The sequence below is a fragment of the Pseudoalteromonas sp. M8 genome (genome assembly GCF_018141365.1).
Lineage (GTDB): Bacteria > Pseudomonadota > Gammaproteobacteria > Enterobacterales > Alteromonadaceae > Pseudoalteromonas.
In genome coordinates, this window is record NZ_CP047240.1 from 1,282,622 (window position 1) to 1,303,092 (window position 20,471).

The 20,471-nt window shown below is 43.8% G+C and carries 19 protein-coding genes; 9 read left to right on the forward strand and 10 right to left on the reverse strand.

All coding sequences use genetic code 11. The annotated features are described in order from the left end of the window. Positions 1-28 precede the first annotated feature (28 nt). From GSF13_RS10585 to GSF13_RS10600, 4 genes are all read left to right on the forward strand, one after another. Positions 29-406, forward strand: coding sequence for a MerC domain-containing protein (locus GSF13_RS10585; protein ID WP_211868215.1), 378 nt, complete (start codon positions 29-31; stop codon positions 404-406). A gap of 23 nt (positions 407-429) precedes the next feature. Beyond that, positions 430-1,068 (forward strand): DUF1826 domain-containing protein, encoded by a 639-nt coding sequence (locus tag GSF13_RS10590; RefSeq protein WP_211868217.1) that lies wholly within the window; start codon positions 430-432, stop codon positions 1,066-1,068. A 12-nt stretch (positions 1,069-1,080) separates the two neighbouring features. Continuing rightward, positions 1,081-2,016, forward strand: a complete 936-nt coding sequence (locus GSF13_RS10595) for an endonuclease/exonuclease/phosphatase family protein (RefSeq protein ID WP_211868219.1) — start codon at positions 1,081-1,083, stop codon at positions 2,014-2,016. A 409-nt stretch (positions 2,017-2,425) separates the two neighbouring features. Then, the gene (locus GSF13_RS10600) at positions 2,426-3,328 is read left to right on the forward strand and encodes a DUF808 family protein (protein WP_211868221.1); all 903 of its coding nucleotides are present in this window, start codon (positions 2,426-2,428) and stop codon (positions 3,326-3,328) included. Between the two features lie 55 nt (positions 3,329-3,383). Here the strand turns inward: GSF13_RS10600 and GSF13_RS10605 are convergent, their stop codons facing one another. From GSF13_RS10605 to GSF13_RS24725, 3 genes are all read right to left on the reverse strand, one after another. Beyond that, a complete protein-coding gene (locus GSF13_RS10605) occupies positions 3,384-5,159 on the reverse strand; it encodes a sulfatase-like hydrolase/transferase (RefSeq protein ID WP_211868223.1) in 1,776 nt (591 codons plus the stop codon). 195 nt (positions 5,160-5,354) lie between these two features. Continuing rightward, entirely contained in the window at positions 5,355-5,717 is a 363-nt protein-coding gene (locus GSF13_RS24720; RefSeq protein ID WP_249122764.1) for a hypothetical protein, read from the reverse strand. After that, positions 5,714-6,028 carry a hypothetical protein gene (locus GSF13_RS24725; protein ID WP_249122765.1) on the reverse strand — a complete coding sequence of 105 codons (315 nt, stop codon included), beginning with the start codon at positions 6,026-6,028 and terminating at the stop codon, positions 5,714-5,716. Before GSF13_RS24725 ends, GSF13_RS24720 begins: the two co-directional genes overlap by 4 nt. A 406-nt stretch (positions 6,029-6,434) precedes the next feature. On the opposite strand from GSF13_RS24725, the gene GSF13_RS10615 reads away from it, so the two are divergent. After that, the gene (locus GSF13_RS10615; RefSeq protein WP_174170763.1) at positions 6,435-7,301 is read left to right on the forward strand and encodes an alpha/beta hydrolase-fold protein; all 867 of its coding nucleotides are present in this window, start codon (positions 6,435-6,437) and stop codon (positions 7,299-7,301) included. Here GSF13_RS10615 and GSF13_RS10620 read toward each other — a convergent pair. The 3 genes from GSF13_RS10620 to GSF13_RS10630 form a co-directional block, all read right to left on the reverse strand. Next, complete coding sequence (locus GSF13_RS10620; protein ID WP_211868225.1) at positions 7,293-8,468, reverse strand: alpha/beta hydrolase-fold protein; 1,176 nt, start codon at positions 8,466-8,468, stop codon at positions 7,293-7,295. The genes GSF13_RS10615 and GSF13_RS10620 overlap by 9 nt on opposite strands. 121 nt (positions 8,469-8,589) lie before the next feature. Continuing rightward, positions 8,590-9,159 carry a hypothetical protein gene (locus GSF13_RS10625; RefSeq protein WP_211868227.1) on the reverse strand — a complete coding sequence of 190 codons (570 nt, stop codon included), beginning with the start codon at positions 9,157-9,159 and terminating at the stop codon, positions 8,590-8,592. 30 nt (positions 9,160-9,189) lie between these two features. After that, positions 9,190-10,023, reverse strand: a complete 834-nt coding sequence (locus GSF13_RS10630) for a DUF2306 domain-containing protein (RefSeq protein ID WP_211868229.1) — start codon at positions 10,021-10,023, stop codon at positions 9,190-9,192. A 50-nt stretch (positions 10,024-10,073) separates the two neighbouring features. Here GSF13_RS10630 and GSF13_RS10635 point away from each other — a divergent pair, with 50 nt between their 5' ends. Further along, positions 10,074-11,306: an AraC family transcriptional regulator gene (locus GSF13_RS10635; RefSeq protein WP_211868231.1), complete on the forward strand. Its 1,233-nt coding sequence runs from the start codon at positions 10,074-10,076 to the stop codon at positions 11,304-11,306. Between the two features lie 14 nt (positions 11,307-11,320). Here the strand turns inward: GSF13_RS10635 and GSF13_RS10640 are convergent, their stop codons facing one another. Then, on the reverse strand, positions 11,321-12,280 hold the full coding sequence (locus tag GSF13_RS10640) for a hypothetical protein (protein ID WP_211868233.1): 960 nt from the start codon (positions 12,278-12,280) through the stop codon (positions 11,321-11,323). Positions 12,281-12,317: 37 nt separating this feature from the next. Next, a complete protein-coding gene (locus GSF13_RS10645) occupies positions 12,318-13,088 on the reverse strand; it encodes an NAD(P)H-dependent oxidoreductase (RefSeq protein ID WP_211868235.1) in 771 nt (256 codons plus the stop codon). 91 nt (positions 13,089-13,179) lie between these two features. Between GSF13_RS10645 and GSF13_RS10650 the strand changes: the two genes are divergently transcribed. Continuing rightward, positions 13,180-14,085 carry a LysR family transcriptional regulator gene (locus GSF13_RS10650; protein ID WP_174170757.1) on the forward strand — a complete coding sequence of 302 codons (906 nt, stop codon included), beginning with the start codon at positions 13,180-13,182 and terminating at the stop codon, positions 14,083-14,085. Here GSF13_RS10650 and GSF13_RS10655 read toward each other — a convergent pair. Continuing rightward, positions 14,066-15,415 (reverse strand): MFS transporter, encoded by a 1,350-nt coding sequence (locus tag GSF13_RS10655; protein ID WP_174170756.1) that lies wholly within the window; start codon positions 15,413-15,415, stop codon positions 14,066-14,068. The two genes, GSF13_RS10650 and GSF13_RS10655, sit on opposite strands and share 20 nt — an antisense overlap. 379 nt (positions 15,416-15,794) lie before the next feature. Between GSF13_RS10655 and GSF13_RS10660 the strand changes: the two genes are divergently transcribed. Both GSF13_RS10660 and GSF13_RS10665 read left to right on the forward strand, forming a co-directional pair. Then, complete coding sequence (locus GSF13_RS10660; RefSeq protein ID WP_102056341.1) at positions 15,795-16,583, forward strand: CPBP family intramembrane glutamic endopeptidase; 789 nt, start codon at positions 15,795-15,797, stop codon at positions 16,581-16,583. Then, on the forward strand, positions 16,580-17,644 hold the full coding sequence (locus tag GSF13_RS10665; protein WP_174170755.1) for a helix-turn-helix domain-containing protein: 1,065 nt from the start codon (positions 16,580-16,582) through the stop codon (positions 17,642-17,644). Before GSF13_RS10660 ends, GSF13_RS10665 begins: the two co-directional genes overlap by 4 nt. A 267-nt stretch (positions 17,645-17,911) precedes the next feature. Here GSF13_RS10665 and GSF13_RS10670 read toward each other — a convergent pair whose 3' ends face one another. Then, positions 17,912-20,464, reverse strand: a complete 2,553-nt coding sequence (locus GSF13_RS10670; RefSeq protein WP_211868242.1) for an Ig-like domain-containing protein — start codon at positions 20,462-20,464, stop codon at positions 17,912-17,914. Between the last annotated feature and the right edge of the window lie 7 nt (positions 20,465-20,471).

Here is a 20,471-nt window from a genome sequence, read left to right on the forward strand (position 1 = left end):
TGCGGGCGAGCATGACAAAGGAGAAAGCGTGAACGTAAAAGTACAGTCGCTTGGAGACAAAGCAGCAATTGGGTTATCTATGTTGTGCTTAGTCCACTGTTTAATATTACCTTTTTTATTACTTGTACTTCCTCCCTTCGCGGGTTTATTAGCGCTCTCTGATGAAGCTTTTCACGAGTGGTTACTAATAGCAGTAATACCTATTAGCGTTTTGGCCCTTGGGTTTGGCTATGTGCGGCATAAGTCAGGTCTTGTTGTGGGTTTAGGGCTCGTGGGCTGCACACTCTTGGTGCTAGCAACTATTTTAGCTGAACAAGGTGGAGAAACCTTGTTCACAGTGCTTGGCTCTATACTCATCTCCTACGCTCATCTTCGAAATTATGCGCTGCGTCGCAATTTTCACTAAATAAAACCCTATTTGGAGTTAATATGAATAGCCTTATGCCTATAGAGCCCTTGCTTGATGCGGACTCTCTGCATCATGAGCAGTCAGAACATGCAACTGTGTTAACCAAGATTTATGAGTCCAACACCAATATTGTGATTTGGCAACATGCATTATCACCTGCTTTGAAAGCAGAGTTTGGCCACTACTTAGAAACAGCAAAAGAGATAGAATTAGCGCTACAAATTGCGACTAGCAATATCACTTGCGAAGTTAGTGAGCCGTTAAAGCGGTTGAATTTTAGCGATGCGATGGTGGCGCATATTATTGAAATAGTAGATATGTTTAGCTGTTTATTTGAACTTCGCATAGTTGGTTTACGGTTAAAAATGCTCGAGACTGCAATGTGCCCGAAATTTCATGTTGATAAAGTACCTGTACGACTGGTGACTACACTAGCAGGCGCTGGCAGTGAGTGGCTTAGAAACCAGCATGTATCAAGGGATGGCAACAAACTGACTGTTGTCCCGGAAGCAGACGCAATATCACTAGCCTGTGGGGATGTGGCATTATTAAAAGGCGAGCGTTGGGAAGGCAATGAAGGCCGTGGCTTAGTGCATCGCTCACCAGCAGTAGTAACAGGGGAAAAACGATTGCTACTGACATTAGATTTTATCGCATAGACTGGATTTATTATGACAACAAAATTAACTGCATTTGTATTTAGCGCTATTTTTAGCCTCTCGCTTTTGGGATGCCAGTCAGAGCCTACAAATATCGGTACCTCCGCGGTAAGTGGCCAAGCAACCGTCGCTCCGCTTAAAATCGCGACTTGGAACATGGAGCATTTAGCATATCCATCGAACACAGGATGTAGGCCTCGTGATGAGCAGGAGATAAGCGCACTGCGCGATTATGCAAAAGGGCTTAATGCAGACGTTATTGCGCTGCAAGAAGTCGCATCGGTTAAAGCATTAGAGCAGGTCTTTCCAAGTAGTGAATGGCAATTACTGATTTCAAGTAGAGCTGATAGCGCGACGTACGACTGTAGAGGAAGTGGCAACGTCTCTACACAGCAGAAAACCGCTTTTGCAATTAAAAATAGCCTTGCCTCAAGCAAAGTGGATAACGTGAGCGAACTTAGCGTGGATGTTGAAGGGCTAAGACATGGTCTAGTTGTGACCTTAGATACTCAGTTTGGTGAGCTTTCAGTGCTTAATGTCCATCTTAAAAGCGGCTGTTTTGTTGATAACTACTCGACATCGGATAAAAAAGCCTGTCGATTGCTGGCAGAGCAATTACCAGTACTCAAGTCCTGGTTGAAGAAACACGCAAATAGCAACACCATTGTGTTGGGCGACTTTAATCATCGTTTAAGCCATGGCGACAATCAATTTTGGCAGCAGTTAACCAAGCACCAAAATAACGCCTCTACACCTTTGATAAATGCAACTAAGACGCTGACAGGTTGTCACCCTCGTTACCCTGTGCCGATTGACCATATATTACTGAGCAACAAACTTGCAAACACGGTAAAATTCGCCCCCAGCGTACACTTTTTTGCGGATATGTCTGAAGAGAAAATGCTCAGTGATCACTGCGCTATTTCGGTGTCAATTAGCATGCGTTAAGACTGTTGATAGTTGTACTAAAAGGGAGCGCATATAGCCAACCGCTGCCGCGCAAATATTATCAAGGTCTAATCAACAAAAAAGCAGCATCTTTAATGGCAACTTTAGTGTTGAAATTAGACCTTATTTGCTTTTGCTAACGGCTTCTGTTGTTGTGATTGGATAAAAGGGTATGAGGCTTATCTAACGGCATAGCAGGGCGACACTACGCCTTTGATCCCTTGGATCCGGTATAAAAAATTACCGAGCCGAGAGAATTAAAACAACATTTAAGTTGTCTTGAAGCGGTCATGCCTGCAATATCATGTTTGGCCTATGATAAAAATATTGTGTATTAGGGCCTGTTGCTAACATAAGCAGCTATTTGACAACCGCACTTAATGAATAACTTAAACGAAAGGAGTGTGCTATGCCATCCGCAAACTTACTTGCCTTGCTCGATGATGTCGCTGCGCTAACAAAATTAGCCGCAACCAAAACCGCTCCGGTGTTAGGAGACGATCTTGCCGTCAACGCAGAGCAACTATCGGGCGGGATCAAACCAGATCGGGAGCTTGCAGTGGTATGGAAGGTGTTTAAAGGCTCCTTGCTAAACAAGTTTATTTTAGTGCCCGCTGCTTTGGCTTGCAGTTACTTTGCGCCGTTTATGATCCCCATTATGCTAATTTTAGGGGCGCTGTACTTGCTGTTTGAAGGTGGTGAAAAAATTCTCCACGCTATTTTTCACCGTCGGGAGCAACAGCAAGAAACCGATGAGTTTGTCAAAGCGCTTGAGGATGAGCGTGTTGACTTAGTCGAGTTTGAAAAAGACAAAATCAAGGGCGCTATCGTTACCGACTTTGTTCTATCGGCGGAAATTATCATTATTGCGCTGGGGGCGATTGCTGATCAGCCTTTTGAAAAGCAAGCAATAGTCCTTTCGTTAATTGGGCTTGCACTGACAATCGGGGTTTACGGAATTGTGGCCCTGATTGTTAAGCTTGATGATATTGGTTTAGCCATGATTAAGGACGTAGGTAAGACTACACTTGCAGCGATAAAACGTGGGGTGGGTAAAGGGCTGCTTTATTTTGCTAACGGTCTGATGAAGTTTTTGTCAGTCGCCGGTGTGCTGGCAATGCTTTTAGTTGGCGTTGATATTTTGGCTCACCAGTTCCACTTACTTGAAGAAATTGTTCACGCTATTGAAAATCTGATCCCTGCATTGAGCTGGCTTTTGAGTATTATCGCCAAGCTTGGATTGGGTGCGGTGATTGGTGTCATTATTGCGGCGGTGCTAAGTCAGTTGTTGGTAGTGTTTAAAAAAGCATAAATATCTATATCGCAAGTAGCCCGCATATTTCAGGGCTACTTGCAGAGCCTTTCGATTACCTTCTAATCGGCACTTGCTGGTTGACTGGCTTTTGCGGTGCTTCATTGAGGTTTTGTGGTAATAAACGTTTGGCTTTACGCTGCTCCCGTAGCGTAAATTGCAGCGCTTTTAAAATCCGCGCATCCAATGGCGTTTCGCAAAACGGGCTTAACAGGTTGTTCTCCTCTGTCGGATCTTCACTCAAGTTATAACACTCGTATTCACTGGGAATGAACTGAGTGGTTGTTATTCCGTCTGGGTTGCCGACGCCAACGACATTACTCACAGACGCTTGCGTGGTAGGCTCATCGTTACCACCAAGATCAACTTGGTTCGGGTCTTGCTCATAGAATCGAGCGTTATCAAAATAACGCACAAACTTCCATTTCGTGTCACCGCTGATATCCGGTAGTTGCGTTATCACAGCTTCGATATGGTTCGGTTGGATAATACTATTGTAAGCTTTACCGGTAAGCATATTCGTCATATCACTACCAACTTCGATGTTGTCATCGGTCATAAAGTAAATGGCTTCTTCTTTGGGCGACGCTTCACCCAAAATGATGTTAGCTAGGTTTCTGCCAACGAGTGGCTGTGCTTCGCTGTGATCTTTAGCAAGCTGAGTACGAGTTTGCTCAATATCTATATCCGCTAGACCAAGCAGGGTAGGCAGTAAGTCGATGTGCGATGTGGTGATATCAAGCTGCTTAGGTTGATTGAAAAGCACAGGATTAGAAATAATAAACGGCACGTTTAATACTTCTTGATACGCGGTGTACCACTTTTGATGTAGACCGCCGTGAGCACCCAATAGCTCACCATGATCTGAGGTAAAAACGACAATAGTATTTTCATAAAATGATGACTGCTTTAATACGTTAACTACCTGTTCTATATGCTTGTTCACTTCTGCGATAAGGTAGTAATAAAACTGTCGATAGGTTTCATCTGGTGGCTGTGGTAGATACATATGCGGGTACATAAGCTGATAGTCTTTTTGGCATCTTGGCTTGTCCATTAAGCTTTCATTTTGGCTTGGGGCTGGCGCAACACTTGGAAGGTTACCGGCTTCTTTTTCGGCATAAAAGTTGGAAAACCAATCTTTTTGTCCCATTAATACAATGTCATGAGGGTTTACGAATGAAGAAACCAGTAAAAATGGTGTTTGGTCGCCGTTTTGTGCCTTTTCTTCAAGTTGTTTAAGGGTTTCACAAACTTGATTGGCAAATCCCGGATCTCGAGATGTACCTGAATTGTTCTCTGCAGCGCCATGAGGTTCAGGACCTATCCATTGACTAAAGCCAAACTTATCTAGACGCTCTGCGCGCTCATAGAGAGCTTGTTTTGCTGGGTAAGGCTCTCCAGTTTCAGAGTTACTATACAGCGCTTGCTGACTTCCCGGCACGATAATATCCTCATCGGAGAGGTGCCATTTACCACGATAATAGGTTTGATATCCCGCTTCGCGAAACCAAGATCCCATGGTTGGCACAGTATTGGGAGCCAGCCAGAACATGTTTTGATCAAATGACGACTTGCCAATTCCTGGAGTTTGGCTCACGCCGTGTAGGGATGGATATTGTCCCGTGTAAATGGATGTTCTACTCGGTGCGCATGCCGTCGCTGCTGCATTATGATTCATAAATTCCATGCCACAGCGGCGCATTTCTGCCATACACGCACTGTGCTTGAGTCGATACTCTTTTGCTTGTGAATTTTCGTAAGGTGGAGGGAAACGCTCTTCATCTGTGGTAATGATTAGAAAATTCGGTTGTTTGCCATTAATCTTCATTACAATCTCCTTTTAACTTGCACAGGGCAAATGCCCACGGAGAGTGTAGTTGAAGATCCTTAGGTATTTGCGTTTTGTGTAATTTAATTGTTTTTTTATTTTAAATAATGTGTAAAAACAACATTCTGTATTTTCTCAACGGCGAATAGAAAAAAGGCCTTATCGGCCTTTACATATGCTTTGGTATTTGGTGAGTTACCAGTCGCCTGGGTCGCCGCCATCTGAGTCGCTGATCTCTTCGTACGTACCGCCGGTGTCAATACTCAGCTGTTTAAGAAACTGAAATGTAGGGGTACTAGATACCGACTGAGATGCAGGTGAAACATCTAATACATACATCTTATCTTTATTAGCCAGAATATTTTGCACTGTACCTGTATAGATTGTGGCATTGAATTGCACTGGAGGTAGCTCAAACAGGTATTTAGAGGTTACGCTTGTTTGCCAATTTGAGCCACCGCAGCTAGAGATTGGGCTGTCATTTTCGCTGCCATCAGTAGAGCCATACACTCTTAACAGTGCGCCATTAGCGGCTTCCGTTGAGTAGTTTGCTCTCAACTCATCAGCGCCATCATTGCCGCATTGAAACCGACAAACCCGTTAGTTAGGGATTGAATTTGACCGCCACTAGCAAACGTTTTCACATTTAGCTGCTGGCCATTAATTGTGGCATCTAGAAAGAACTTTGATACTTTTTGCACTGCCTGTTGCTTTGAGAATGAACATCGGCTTTGTCCATCTGGGCGCAACGTGTTCATTGAACTACTACGGTCTAAAAAAAGCACGCCATAAGATTCAGGCGCAGCGAGCGAATTGAAACTCGACATTGTGGTTGCCAATGCAATGGCAGATACTATGATTTTCATCATTGTGAACTCCATGTCAAAAGATACCATTTGCATTATCTAATCGGAAAACCTCACCGCTGCGACAAGATATTGTTCAAATGGTGTAAGAAGTATCTGGCTGTACTGCTGATGCAGATACATGATTTGCGAAAGTAAAAAAAATGAACTTAATTGGTTGCAAATTTGTTTCGCAGCGTAAGGGTAGGGTAGATTCTGATTTTATCCATTACACCACATTACAGCGATAATTTATTTTTAAAACATAATGTTACATTGAATTGTGAAGTGAATTTTAGTGTTTTCAGTATGTTATGTTTAGCTGCTTGATATTATAGCGGTTGCGATTTAGTTTCTAAAAAATATACAGTAGGATGAAGTAAACTGTATTCAAAAGTACGAAATAATAAAAACAATGACAGGAAGTTTTATGAAGCGATATCTATTTTCTCTCTTAGGTTTAATTGCAATCGTCGCTGCTGGTTGGAAGTTTACCCAGTACCAGTCTCATTACACTTCAGATTATGTTGATGTAGTGTTGTCTTCACAAGTGCTTAACGAAGATCGAAAGGTCTTTATTCGCCTCCCAAAAGGATATGACAAGGCATATAGTTATCCACTCATTATTCGCACCGACGGCAACTTTAATCTCGCGCGGTGGGATGAGGTACTAAGCAGCCTTGCCGAACAAGGTAGGGTAGAAGATGCCATTTTAGTGTCTATTCCCAATCAATTTTGGACGCAGACCCGCAACCGCGACTTAGTACCGCCTTATGCTCGACAAGATGTTGCGATTGAGGCTCGTCCAGAGAGTGACAATGATCCTGCCATTTTTGGTCGTGCAGATCGTTTTTTGCAATTTGTTGAAAGCGAGCTGTTACCCTATTTAGAAGCTAACTACTCAATTAACGACAACCGTGTGTTAAGTGGGTTCTCTGCTGGTGGAAGTTTTGTACTTTATACCATGGTGACTAAACCTGCGCTTTTTGATGGCTACTTTGCTTTTAGTCCTGCTGCGTGGTATGACGACTCGGTTGTCGTAAAAGAATTCGCAAAAAGCCTAGCCAATATTCAAGGCAAACCTAAGTATATTTACCTCTCCATAGGCGGTGCTGAGAATGACATCATTACGGGGTCATTTCGCGGTTTATTAGAGGCACTTGAACAGCATGCGCCTGCCAATGTGCGTTGGGGACACAGCATTAGCGAGGGCGCGGGGCATTCACAAAATCCAGTGGTTTCCGTGCCACTTGCCTTGAGTGAGTATCATCACTTTAGAAAAAATCAGTTAATGTAAGTGTTGCAATGCTTTGATTTCAGAGAGCAAATGTTTTTGTTCACTTTCACTTAGCCCTTCAAGCTTAAGCATGGCTTGGTAGGTCTTTAATAGTGATGGCTTATCTCCTTTTTGGTGATAAGCCATGGCCAATTGCTGCAGTGCATTGAGGGACGCTGAGTTGTGCTGGCTCACAAAGCTGAACAGGTTGATGGTCGCAGTGAAGTTACGTTCGAATAGGGCGCCATACCCGAGCGAAGTCAGTGCGTCGTAGGGGTAAGTCTTGAGTCCGTATAGCGATTTAGCGATGGCAACATGATTTTCCAGCTGAGTGACACCCGCGGCCGCTACCTTCAAGGATGGCTGATAATGGTTAAAGAGGTGCTGCAGACCATGATAATAGCTTGGGTAGACGACGCTCATATGGGATTCGCCGCTAAAGTGCTGCGCTTTGAAGTCAATTCCATTTGGCTTTCGCCAAGCATCATTAAGACGTTGAAATGGCTGCGTTATGATTGCGCTTTCGTCAGCCATGCTGATGTAGATACACTTGTTGATTAACGCTTTTGCCAGTAAGTCATTTAATAATCGCTCTTTATCCCACCAAAGGCTTGGACTTGCCAACATCACACCATTAAATAAATCGGGTTTTTCAAGTAGCGCATAGGTTGCAAACAGCCCACCGAATGAGTGTCCTGCTAACGCGCGATAGCCTGATGTGCGATAATGCTTGTCTACGTAAGGGATGAGTTCTTTGTCGATAAATTGCAGTAGCATTTCTGCACCGCCCGGATTTTGCTGCCGTGTTGGACCTGCAAAATGTCCCAGTACCGCAAGGCTACCTTTGCGATAAGACGGGGTCAGATCTCGAGTGCGGTGTTCGTTGGTTTCGATGGCAACAATGATAAGTTCCGGTATTTTATGTTGTTGTGCCAAGAAGCGAGCCGCTGAAGCGGTATGTTCAAGATTGCTCTGACCATCAGTTAGATATAACACTGGATAGCCTGTATTGCCTTGCTCATAGCTTGGTGGCAGGACGATATGAACCGTTCTTTTTTGCGAAAAATAAGCGGACGAAAGCTGCAGTGTCGAGTTCGAATCTACTGATTTATTAGCAATAGCGCTACCAATTGACAGCAACGTAAAAATAGCCACGATAACAATGTGAGTAACTAACCTAGCTTGCATAACCGCTCGTTCCTTGCTTAAAAATCATCACTAATTTAACACGAGTCAAAACGACAAGGAACGAGTTATATAGCAGCGCCTAGGAATTATTTGTGTTGTCTTGAGCTTTGCAAGATCACTATTACTCCATTCTCATTGGTGTTTGTGTCTTCTTAAGTAATTTAGAAAAGATAGGTTTTAAGCAAAAAAGAGAAAACACTGAAACGATTGCCATCACTAAAATGCCAACTAGTGGAATAGCATAACCAAAGGTAAAACTAGCACCGACCACGTGTCCCAATATGCATTCTGCGCGGTAGATTGGATAAAATAATCCAGCTATCAAAAGTCCTAAGGCTGTATACATGGTGAGGCTTTGATAACCGAACTCCCAAAGGGCTGATTGCAACAAGCTAAAGAGTAACATCACAAAGAATGCGACCAAAAACTCAGTAGGAATAACCACGGGTGCTGTTTTTTTAATGCGCTCTGTGCCAATTGCTTTATGTAGCCGCAGTGCAGTAAGCCAAGCTAATACGGGAATTATGATAATTCCCCATGCGTTAGATACTGCTGGAAAATCAGCTCTGTGAAGTAAGTGGTGACTCACTATTTCGCCATTTAAATGTTGCCACATCAGCGTTAATATCACGAGCAAAATTGCCGATGTAATTAGGCCTTTGTTGATTTTGTTCGCTTTGACTGAAAACATGTTTCTACTCCTAACTGATTAAACTGTAATTTAACTAAAAAAGACGGCTGAAATGCGTGGCCACCACATCATGACAGCGGCCGCGCAGACACCAATCGCGGTGATCACAAAACCTAAGCTCATCATCACCGCGATTATCCACACCGGTGCGCTGACGTTGGTTTGGCGTTTTGCCCAAAAGTAGAGCTCTGCGAGTACCATTGGTAGCAGATAGCAGGCAAACGAAATAAATATATCGACAGGGCCATCTAAGGTTGCGGTATTGCCATTGAAGCCTTGATTGACCATGTACCAACCAAACAAATAAAGACGAAACGTCCACACCCCATTAACCAAGAAAAAACTATGTGCGGCATAACGTTGATGTGCGGCGATATTTTTTTGTATGGCAGCGCGCCAAGCAAAAAATATCGCAATGGGAATTAATATACCGTTGAGTGTTATCCCAATGGCACCAACATCGCTTAGCCTAAGACCGGTTACCCAAGTGAGATATAACCCTGTGAGTGCGCCCGAAATACCGAGAATAAAAAATACGCGTCCGTTGTAGCGATGAAAGCGTGGAAAGCGTTTTCGCACCGCAGGAATAAGCTGTAATAAACCGTTGGTGGCCAAAATCACAGCGGGTAAAACATGGCTAAAAAACACCTTGGCATCTTTTGTGTGTCCACTCGCCGGTGAAACCGCTGCACTTTGCTCTGTGAGTCCCACGATAAGCGGGATGGCATATAGGCCTAAGATATAAACAGCAAACATCCATTGCCCGAGCAGTGCGACACACACCCAGCTCTTTGCGGCACCATTCAATACGCTAAAGGGACTAAAGAAAACCCCTGTTGTTTTGGTTAGATTGAGGGAAGACAAAATACTTATCCTTATAAATCAATAAACTTGGTATATAAAATGACAAGGTTTTGCTATCTCGTCGCTTTGATTTTGAAAATCAAAGCAAAGAAAGTAGGCCGAATTTTAAAAATGCTGGTGTTAAGTTTACTTACAAAGTTAATTTGAATGCTTTTGGTGTGGCTGTTAGAGTTTCTGCGTCTATCAATATTCCTTCAATCGCCATGACTATTGAAAACTATTACCTACTTTTGCTTAGCCTATGTTGCACTTTGGTTGTTGCTCAGCTTTTTGTAAAAGAGAAAAAAGCAGCACATTTACTCTTTGCTTTGGTGTGTGGCTCAATAGCTTTGGCCACCACCAAAAAGCTGACGCAGGACTCCTTAAATGGATATCAGTATTTAATTGGCATGGGCGCTTGTGTGACCTGTAATGGGTTTTGGTTGCTTGCAAGGGCATTATTTAGAGAAAAACATGCCATTTTAAAAAGGCATATTGTGTTTGCAATCGCCATTGCTGCCTTAGTCGTGTGGCGGCAAGGCTATTTGTTTATCGACAGTCAATTACACATGGCTGCTAGCGGATTAGTTGAGTGGCTTAACATTGCGGCGTATGAGCTTACTTTGTTGTTGTCATCTAGTGTACTCATGCTGGCATTTTGGGAAGGGTGCCGAGGGTTCTCGCAGTCTCAAGGGCAGGAAAAAGCACAAAGGGTGCTATTCTTATCCGCTTATTTTATTTGCGTCGCAGGCACCAAATTAGTCGAAAATCGCTTTGCCGATAATCGTGAGGTTCAAGAATGGTCAGTGACAAGCGCAGCTATCCTCATCATATTGACGGCGCAAGTGTTACTGTATTGGCGATTTTCATCTCAACGTACAATTACATCTGTTAGGTGCGTTGAATCAAACGAGCCAACACAAACCGAGGATGATATTGCGCTCCAGCAACAGGTGGAACACTTTCTTATCGAGCAAAAAGGTTTCCTCAAAGAAGGGTTAAAAGTCGCTGACTTAGCTCAGCAATTTAATGAACCTGAATACAAGATAAGCCGAGTGATACGACAAAACCTGCAAGCGCGAAATTTCAGCCAATTGGTCAATGAGTTGCGGGTTGAACATGCCAAAGTGCTGTTACAAGACCCCGCTAAACAGCATTGGCCAGTACTTGTCGTTGGACTGGAAAGTGGTTTTGCGTCGGTTGGACCATTTACTAGAGCATTTAAAATCGCCACTGGAACCACGCCAAATCAATTTAGAAAGCAAAATGGTCAAACGCAAGTGCTACGTGAAGCACAAGAGTAAGTGGCAATTAGGGCCTAATCTAGCTTAGTCAGTTTGTATTGTAGCTGCTGAATAGGCAGCTCTATCGTCTGTGGGTCAAGCTCTGGCGTAATATCACTGACAGGAAAGACGTTATCTATTTCCACCGAATTCGCGATAGCGTTAGTATCGCCATTGGATAAAAAAGTAAGTTGGGTGTAATCACTGGGCTGTAAGTCATACCGAGCCAGCGTTGCCTTTAAATCTATACTGTATTCGTATGCGGCTAATAGGCTACCTGCGTTATCGTTGTATCTGCAGATCCGCCATTGATAGCTACTTTCGATAAACTCCAGCGCCCAAATCCCACCTTTATCTTGGATCATTTGTTGTGGTTGTTGGCAGGGCTGTGGTAGGGGCAGTAAACGGCTATGAGACCAAAGCCCCTCGTGGTTTTGGCACAATAAGTCGCCCTTACCAAGGTCGATAATATGCGAGCTTAGACCATATTGGCAAAACTGGGAGGTGGGAATGAAAAAGGGAGCGCTGTGCTTGTTAAGCGCGCCAAACGCAATATAGCCCATTAATACCTCAGTGTTGGTCATCCAGCCAAGGTAAACATATTCATCATCTTGCCAGTTTGTTGATGCGATTTTCCCCTGTTTAACGGTGTTAGTCAGCGTGAAGTGGTCGCTTTTACCATTAAATGTACAAGTCAAACTGCCCAGTGTAGTGTCGATGTTGCATGATTGCTGAGCTTGCTCCTGTGATAGCGGCTTTATTTTAGAATTTGGCGTTTGATGAGTTAGCACTGAGGTGAACTTAGCCACAGCAGACAATTGGCCGGTTTGATCTTGTTTAAAACGACATTTAGGCTGTATCTTTGAGGAATTGAGCACGACACTACCATCAAGCACAGCAAGCTCACAGCTATTGGCTATGGTACAAGCCGTGAGCAGCATAACGCCACAAAAGGCAATCCAAGTGTTTTGCAAATCACAATACTCATCAATCATCAGCTACATCCTATAAACATAGCTGATAACACCTTGATTAAGCAATATGTGCAGCAATACCCGCTTTTCCCATGGCGACTTCGGCTTTTAGTACTTGGCCGTTGATGTAATCGCCACTATTTTGCTTTCGATAGGGGATTGGCTGTTCACTAAATACGTGTGCTAAGCGCTCTGACCAATTAGCGATTTCATCAGCTATACGTTGATTAGGCTCGCCTTTTGCGTCGAAAATAACATGGTTTTGTAGAACGTCCATACCTGGGAAAAACAAAGTCCCGTGCGTGATCGGAAATAGTAATTCGTCCATTGTGCCGTTTATCCCTAAAGGAGAGTAATCCTCGTATCCACCACCTGTGGTTACACAAATTAACGCTCGTTTTCCCTGTAAAACTCCCTCGCCGTAGCGCAATTGGTTCCCTTTATTTTGATAACCGTAAGCAAAGCCATAGGCATAGACTCTATCGAACCAGCCTTTAAGTATGGCAGGCACGCTGTACCACCAAAGCGGAAAATGAAAAATAACCAAGTCGGCAGCCAGCAATTTTTGCTGCTCTTGAATAACGTCTTCGGTTAGGGTGTTTGAGTGATATGCCTTGCCAGACGCTGCAATAATCGCAAGTGGTGCTTGAGAGTCATCTTGCGGGAAGTCGGTTGCGTCAACCACAGCCTTCCAGTCCATTTGGTATAGATCTGAAGTTTGAACTTGCAAGCCCATGCGCGTTAAGGTTTCGACACTTGTTTTGGCGAGTGTCTGGGTTAAGGAAATCGGCTCTGGATGTGCCGATACCACTAGTGCGGATTTGGTCATGATAAGTGCTCTGTAACGAATAGGAGTTGTTACTATCTCTGTAATCTTGCTATAAATGAAATTGAATATTTTTACCCTAGGTATAAATTAAATGGATAGCAAAAAGGTGGACTTAAACCTGCTTCAGACTTTGGTGGTGCTACTGGAAGAGTGCAATGTGACCAAAGCGGCAGATAGGCTGAACCTCAGCCAGCCAGCAGTAAGCACTCAGCTAAGTCGGCTGCGCGGGCTATTTGATGATCAGTTATTAGTCCCTATTCATAAAGGCATGCTACCAACTGCCAAAGCGCTTGCTTTGCTGCCGGAACTTCGCGCTGCGATGAAGCTTGTAAGTAACGTGTTAGTAGAGCATCAAGACTTTATCCCTGAAACGGCCAATTTAACCTTTAAAGTGGCATGTACCGACTATTTACAGCTGGTGGTGATGACAGAGGTGATACGGCGTTTAAAAATAGCTGCACCCAATATCAAGGTCGTGCTTTGCCACTTAACAATAGCAACACTTGCAGCCCAGCTACAACACTCAGAACTCGATTTGGCATTAATGTCGCCGGAATGTGGGCCTGATTCGTTAAGATTTAAAACCTTATATCAAGAGAAGTATGTCTTGATTGGCAGAAAACACCATCCACAGCTAACGTCAGAAATGACAATAGCAGATTATGTAAAGCTTGAGCATATTGTGGTGTCTTTTGAAGGAAATAGCACCTCAACATTCGTTGATTCAATCTTGCAGCAATATGGTGTATCGAGGCAGGTGATGACGTCAGTGCCCTCATTTTTATTGGTGCCGGAACTGGTGAGAAATACCGAGTTGGTTGCACTTATTCCGGCTCGTCAGGCATCAAAACTCGAAGCAGATTTTACCCTCGTTGAAAATCCGATACCTGACTGTGCTTTTGACGTCGCTATGGTGTGGCACGAAGTACAGCATCAATATCCTGCACTTCGTTGGTTACGAGCGTTTATCAGTCAGACTATGGCTGAGGTTTGTTAGTTATTTCGTCCAGCTCCTCGGTTGGCTCACTATTTTGCTCATTGTCGTCGAGTTCATCGTCGTTATCGCGAGGCGTGTCTTCGTCAACGACAAGCAGCTGTTCGTGTGCTGTTTTTTCTTCGATACGCGGGTCCATGGTGGCTGCGAGCGGTGAGCTGGTAATATCAGAAGTCGCAGCAACATAGTCGCTAGGCTCTGGTTGCTCAGCTTTTTGTCTGGCGTTGATAAAGTGGAGCAGTAAGAACATGACAACGGTTAGTGCGCTTAACGAAGCATATAGGGCTTGATGACCAAAATGGGACATGATCTGTGCAATAGCGGCCGAGCCAACACAGGCACCTCCCCCAAATGCCACCAACAGTGCAGAAGAAACGCCAACACGGTCTTCATCATCAACGCGGGAGTTTGCTAGTGCCGAAGAAAGTGGATACATGGTAAATGCGAATAACCCAAAACCAAAAGTCAGCCAGAGACTGTAGCTTGGACTCAGTGGAAGCAAAAATATACAAAGAGAAATCAAACCGATAAAAACAGCGTTACTGCGCAGTAAGATACTTCTGCGAACTCGGTCAGAGATAATGCCCATTGGCCACTGCGCAAGCAAACCTGCAAAAATCGTTACCGACATATACATAGCAATTTCTTCGGCATTAAATCCTGACTGGCTGGCAAAAGTCGGGGCAAGGCCATAAAAACTACCATTAATCACTCCGGCAAAACAGACCGCCGTGAGAGACTGAGGCACTTTTTTGAAGTAGGTAAACAGACTTACTTGAATAGGCTTAAGTGGCTTAGGGTGGATCCGCCTCGTCGTTGAAATAGGGATAATTCCAAAGGATAAGGCAACAACAATTAAAAACAGCGGCGCATAGCCAAGCTCAGGAAAATTAGAAAGCGCAAATTGCCCTGTTACCATACCGAGGTAGGAGGTGAGCATGTAAAAAGAAAATACTCGTCCCCGCTGCTCAGGCGCTGCTTGTTCATTTAGCCAGCTTTCGAGCACCATAAAGTTACACATCATGCCAAGACCCACCACAAGTCGTAGTCCAAGCCAAAGATAGATATTGTCACTCACCCCATGTATTGCTACGCAGGCAGTCACTGCCGCTGTGCTTGCCGCAAACGCGCGAATATGTCCAACTGATTTGATCAGGTGATAGCCTAGTTTGGCACCGAACAACAAACCCAAGTAATAAAACGAGGTAAGCAAGCCAATCCAAAACGTACTGACGCCGTGCTGGCCTAAATAAAGCGCTAAGTAAGTAGTCAGCAGGCCTGTCCCACCGACTAAGAATAGATTTGTTAAATAAAGCGATGGAAAAGATTTCATATCGACCTTGGGACTCATTATGGATTTGCGTGTAACGCTATAATAGTAGGGGACAAATAGTTTATTTCCAAGCAATCTTTGGTGTTTGGCTTAGGTTCTACCTAGTACATTTTTATTCAGGTTTTCAGCTTGTTGCTGGGGGATCTGATAAGGCGTTGAATAACGAGAGTGAACCTTCTTTAGGGCCAGCATTTAAAAATAACTGTGCTCAAAAAGCAAAGTAACGAGTGCATAGGCGGAGAAAATGTATGAGTTAAAGCTCTTTTAACTAATTGAAATAGAAAGTTACTTTTTTATATTTACTCCAATTAACTAGCAGGACGTATAAACTGAGCTAGTGCGGTAGATTCATTGCTCAAGTTTATAAAGGAGTAACAGAATGCGTTTCAATTTTTCGCAGCGAGCAATTTATATTCAGGTCTTTCTAGCATATCTTGGAGCTATTTTAGTACAGCGACTAGGGTGGGAGTTAGCAGGATGGTTTAGTGGATCTCCACATTGGCGTAACTTTACTGAGAATTTACTCGGTGTAGTGTTTGTCATTTTGATTGCTAGATACTTAAAAGTCTGGGAAAAAATATATTGGTTAACCGTAGATGCCAAACAATACTGGTATCTTTTTGTATTGCCACTGGCATACGTATCAATCAATATTTCTCAGTGGTACCCGCATTCGTTTTCGGAAATTGCTATTGGTAGTATCTCAACCCTTTTCACTGGAATTTTAGAAGAGGTGTTATGCCGAGGTATTGTAGTGTACATATTACTTTGCTGTTATGTCAGTGGTGGCGCTCGGCGTCCAGTGTTGAAAGCTGCATTCTTCTCTGCGCTTTCGTTTGGTATAGTTCATTTGGTGAACGTGTTTGAAAAACCGGATTCAATTGGTGTAATAATTGGACAGGTTATTTATGCGACCTTTATTGGTATGGGGTTTGCGGCATGTTACCTAAGAACTAGAAGCTTAATTCCGCTTATTGTTATACATATACTCATTAATTGGTTTAGCTTTATGGGTCATGATCCTACGAAGGCTGAAGCTGCCTCTTTTATTGCCACCGTTCCTGCTATCATTGTGTGTTTTCCGCTGTTTGTTTACGGCGTGATGATCCTTTATAAATCGGAAGAAGCGGTGCTCAAGCGTTGGTTAGTGAATAAGGAAGTAAATTGATAGATTGGAAGACCTTGCCGCTATTTATTGCCAGTATTTTATACATACTACTTGCTGTGCGACTAATGCGATTGAGGTATGCTCAGCTTGATGATGAGCATACCTCGGGTCACCTGATTGGACTGTTTGTTGTTTTGGCTACTTTGTTGGCGGATGAGTTTTTTGTTCAAAACAGACTTTTGACGGAAGGTCAGGGTTATTGGGCGTTACTTATTACCAGCCTAAACCTAGTACTCGGGCCTTTGACCTATTTATATGCATCGGCACTATGTAAACGTTTTAGTTGGAGTAAAGTGCTACTGCACTTAAGTCCGATTATGATGTTTTTCATACTGAGTATTTGCGCTCAAAAGATATATCCAGAATTACAGCAAAATAGGTTGTTTCTCACTTTTTTTAGTTTACTTTTTTTGGGAAGCTTATTGCCATATCTCATGTTTACGTTTGCACTATTGAAGGAATATCTCGACTCTATTAAGGCACACTTCTCAAACGTGCAACGTCATGATGTTAGCTGGTTTAAGTGGTGGCTCTACTTAATTACGGCGATGGCGATTTTAGTCTGTACATCGCCATTTATGCCTCAGCTCTTTTGGCTTGATACACATTGGCTGTTGTTTATTTTTGCTCTGTTACTAAGCACCAAAGTTGATTTTATTGCTCCTTCTGCAATTGCCCCTTTAGATACTCAAGTGACGGTAGAAAAGGAGGCGTTAAAGGGCATTGAGAAGGTGTTTACTAAAATAGATAGCGAAGTTAAGAAGCAGAAATTGTATCTGCGCAACGGTTTAACGCTTAACGAGTTAGCCAATGCGTGTGTGATGACTACCCACGAAGTGTCTCAAGCGATAAACCTGATCTATCATTCAAACTTTTATGATTATATGAACAACCTTAGGGTAGAAGAGTCAAAGCGTTTATTACTGCGATCACCAGCCCAACAAGTTACAACAATAGCTTATGAATCAGGGTTTAACTCTAAATCTTGTTTCTATAATATTTTTAAGCAGCGAGTGGGTTGCACGCCTACAGAGTACCGTAAAAAGTCGGTATTGAATTAGCTTAAGATGACAGGCTAGTTTGCAAATTTCAAGAGCTGTGCTTGATTGGCATTTCTACATTTTGCCAGCCTGCCGGGCTGAGTGGACTGTTGTAAAAGCCAGCTTGAAAATGAACACTTCCTTGTGTTCATAAACAATAGTGATATTTATGTGGCTTAGTATCAGTCCTGTTCGAGGAATAATACCAATTGAAGTAATACTCCAATACTTAAAATAGCTGGTATAAAAAATCACACAATCAGGGCATCTCACCCTGAGCAGTTGGTATTAATTCCCCTGATTCATCTGCGTTAATTTATCACCAATGGGTTGAGAGAAGTTATAGCCATCGTATTTGTCCCAGTTAATCGACCATGTCATCACGCCACCAAAGTTCGGATAAGTCTTGCTTGGTTGGATAGTGCCACATCCTGTACCTTTGGTTAAACAATCTAAGGCATTGATGATATTGCCGATAGGCGCTTGACCTGAATTTGCCGACTGTGGACCAGAAGGTAGACCGATGGCTACTTGGTCATCCCTAAGTGGTGCAAAGCGGGTGCCATCAGCAAGATCAAATCCCTCAATCAACATTTTTGCATGGGCAACCATCATGTTCACTGAGCCCTCAGGGGCGCTTCCCGGTTCGTATGGGTTAGGTAGGCCGCCATTGTTGTATAGCTGTACGTGAAGTAAATCTAATGTATCGCGTAGCTCGTTTATAAGTGGAATATAAGCGCCCCAAATACCTGAATAGGCAATCATGCCACCATGTACATAGGGATGTTCAGGGGCCATGGTAAGTACCATATTGCCACCAATATTTTGTTCAATTTGCTTTAATGCTCTTGGCAGCCGAGCTTGGATCTGAGAGCCATGCACAAGGTTCGAGCCACTCTCTAAGTCGATATCGAGCCCGTCAAATCCCCATTGTTGAATAATATTGGTGAGGCTACTGACAAATGCCGCTTCATCGGCATCCGTATTGAGGGTAATTGTGCCTTCTGCACCACCAAGGCTTAGCACAAAAACTTTACCTTGCGTTTGTAGTGCCTGCATGTCGGATTTGAATTTTACCGGATCGATAGGCGGGCAGTTAGAGCGAATGTCTTTTTCAAATGGTGTGAAGTGCACTGTGCCATTCGAGTTTCTATCATTTTCAGCAAAGGCAATATCTATGATGTCCCAAGCAGTAGACATCTGATCAAGTGGAATAGGGCAACCAGCTGGATTGACAAAGTTATGCCAATAGCCAATCAGTTTGTGCTTTTTACCGATGGGTTTGTCGATGACTTGAACAGTCACGCCGCTACTGGACACTAGATCATTATTGTCGTTGATGGCCGTGGCATAAAGTGTTTTTGTGCCGATTGAGGCCGGTGCATAACCATATTCGTAGGGCGGCGTTGTGTCTGTATTGAGTAACACGCCGTCAGCATAAAACTGCACTTGTGTGATTTGTCCAACAAAAGAGGATGCTTGTGCAATCAATTGAGTGGAATTACCCAAAGTAATTTGGCTGCCGCTAGTGGGGGCGAGTAAATCAACGGCAATCGGTTTATCTGTTACATTCACTGTAATTGTTTGCTCGCTTTGATTACTTTCGTTATCCACGGCAATGGCTTTTAAACTCACCGGATTGAGGGCTGTCGGTGTCCAGCTGTGACTAAGCGTTCCTTGATTGGCTGTGGCAAGGAGTGTGTTGCCGGCATAGAGTGACAGTGTAGCAATACTGCCGTCTGTATCTTGAGCACTGACAGAGATAGTGGTGGGCGCATTGACCAAAACAGTACCATTATTGGACGGGCTTTCGAACGTTACGGTTGGTGCGATTGCACAGATCCCTAAATCGCTCCATGCATCGGTCCAATACTGGCCAGCACCAGGCTCATAAGCCCATTGCGCGTTTGAGCTACACCAACCTGCAATATCACAGCGATATTTATGATTATTATGAGCGACCAGTTCACCAGTCTGGTAATTTTGTCCAGCGCTGTATGCTCTAAGGCCTAGGCAGCCACCTCCCACTTTTGTTAGCACATCGATGGCAAGGTTTGCCTCACTTACCAAGCCTTGATTGTCCATCGCTTTTACATTTAGTTGGTTCACGCCAACTTGCTCCGCTTGGAATTGGAACTCAAAAGGAGAGGTTGTTAGGTTCGCGACAAGCTGATTGTTCACGCTAATTTCCACTCTCGCAATAGTACCGTCGCTATCTTCAGCTGTGATGCTGACCCCTACCATATCGCCTTGATAGAACTGCTGACCGCTGGCTGGCGCTACAATGGATACGTTCGGTGGTAAATTTCCTCCGCCCGGTTTTACTGTGATCCGTGCTGATTGCGAACTTCCGGTTAGCCCTTGGGCATCGGTGGCAATTGCACTGATATCGTATTCGCCAAGTACTGCGTTCCAAGTGGTTTGAAATGGCGCGGTAGTGTCCGTAGCGATAACTTGCCCATTTACTAAGAATTCGACATAAGCCAGGTCACCATCGACATCATTGGCATTAGCGGAAAAAACAGCGCTGTCATTTTCGCCCAGCACAGCGCCATTATTTGGGCTGGTGAGTACGACACTCGGCGCTTGACCTGACCCCGTTGCACAAGTCCCCAATGACCGCCAGACATCATAAGGACCGGAGTGGCCTGCTGGATTGTCGTTCTGACTATACCACTTTGCTTCATATGCTTGGTTTTGGGACTGTGTGATATCCCCTTGTCTGTAGACTTGTTGTTCAGACCAAGGGCTTAAATTACTACAGTCGTAGGCGTTTGCTTGGCCTGCGAGGATGAGAGCTCCACTCGTCCAAGCCAATCGTAATATAGAAGTTGGTTTCATACTGATC

Excerpts from the sequence above, each read along its gene's own strand:
- GSF13_RS10590 (WP_211868217.1), top strand. The coding sequence starts at position 430 with ATGAATAGCCTTATGCCTATAGAGCCCTTGCTTGATGCGGACTCTCTG.
- GSF13_RS10595 (WP_211868219.1), top strand. The coding sequence starts at position 1,081 with ATGACAACAAAATTAACTGCATTTGTATTTAGCGCTATTTTTAGCCTC.
- GSF13_RS10600 (WP_211868221.1), top strand. The coding sequence starts at position 2,426 with ATGCCATCCGCAAACTTACTTGCCTTGCTCGATGATGTCGCTGCGCTA.
- GSF13_RS10605 (WP_211868223.1), bottom strand. The coding sequence starts at position 5,159 with ATGAAGATTAATGGCAAACAACCGAATTTTCTAATCATTACCACAGAT.
- GSF13_RS24725 (WP_249122765.1), bottom strand. The coding sequence starts at position 6,028 with ATGATGAAAATCATAGTATCTGCCATTGCATTGGCAACCACAATGTCG.
- GSF13_RS10615 (WP_174170763.1), top strand. The coding sequence starts at position 6,435 with ATGAAGCGATATCTATTTTCTCTCTTAGGTTTAATTGCAATCGTCGCT.
- GSF13_RS10620 (WP_211868225.1), bottom strand. The coding sequence starts at position 8,468 with ATGCAAGCTAGGTTAGTTACTCACATTGTTATCGTGGCTATTTTTACG.
- GSF13_RS10625 (WP_211868227.1), bottom strand. The coding sequence starts at position 9,159 with ATGTTTTCAGTCAAAGCGAACAAAATCAACAAAGGCCTAATTACATCG.
- GSF13_RS10640 (WP_211868233.1), bottom strand. The coding sequence starts at position 12,280 with ATGATTGATGAGTATTGTGATTTGCAAAACACTTGGATTGCCTTTTGT.
- GSF13_RS10645 (WP_211868235.1), bottom strand. The coding sequence starts at position 13,088 with ATGACCAAATCCGCACTAGTGGTATCGGCACATCCAGAGCCGATTTCC.
- GSF13_RS10650 (WP_174170757.1), top strand. The coding sequence starts at position 13,180 with ATGGATAGCAAAAAGGTGGACTTAAACCTGCTTCAGACTTTGGTGGTG.
- GSF13_RS10655 (WP_174170756.1), bottom strand. The coding sequence starts at position 15,415 with ATGAAATCTTTTCCATCGCTTTATTTAACAAATCTATTCTTAGTCGGT.
- GSF13_RS10660 (WP_102056341.1), top strand. The coding sequence starts at position 15,795 with ATGCGTTTCAATTTTTCGCAGCGAGCAATTTATATTCAGGTCTTTCTA.
- GSF13_RS10670 (WP_211868242.1), bottom strand. The coding sequence starts at position 20,464 with ATGAAACCAACTTCTATATTACGATTGGCTTGGACGAGTGGAGCTCTC.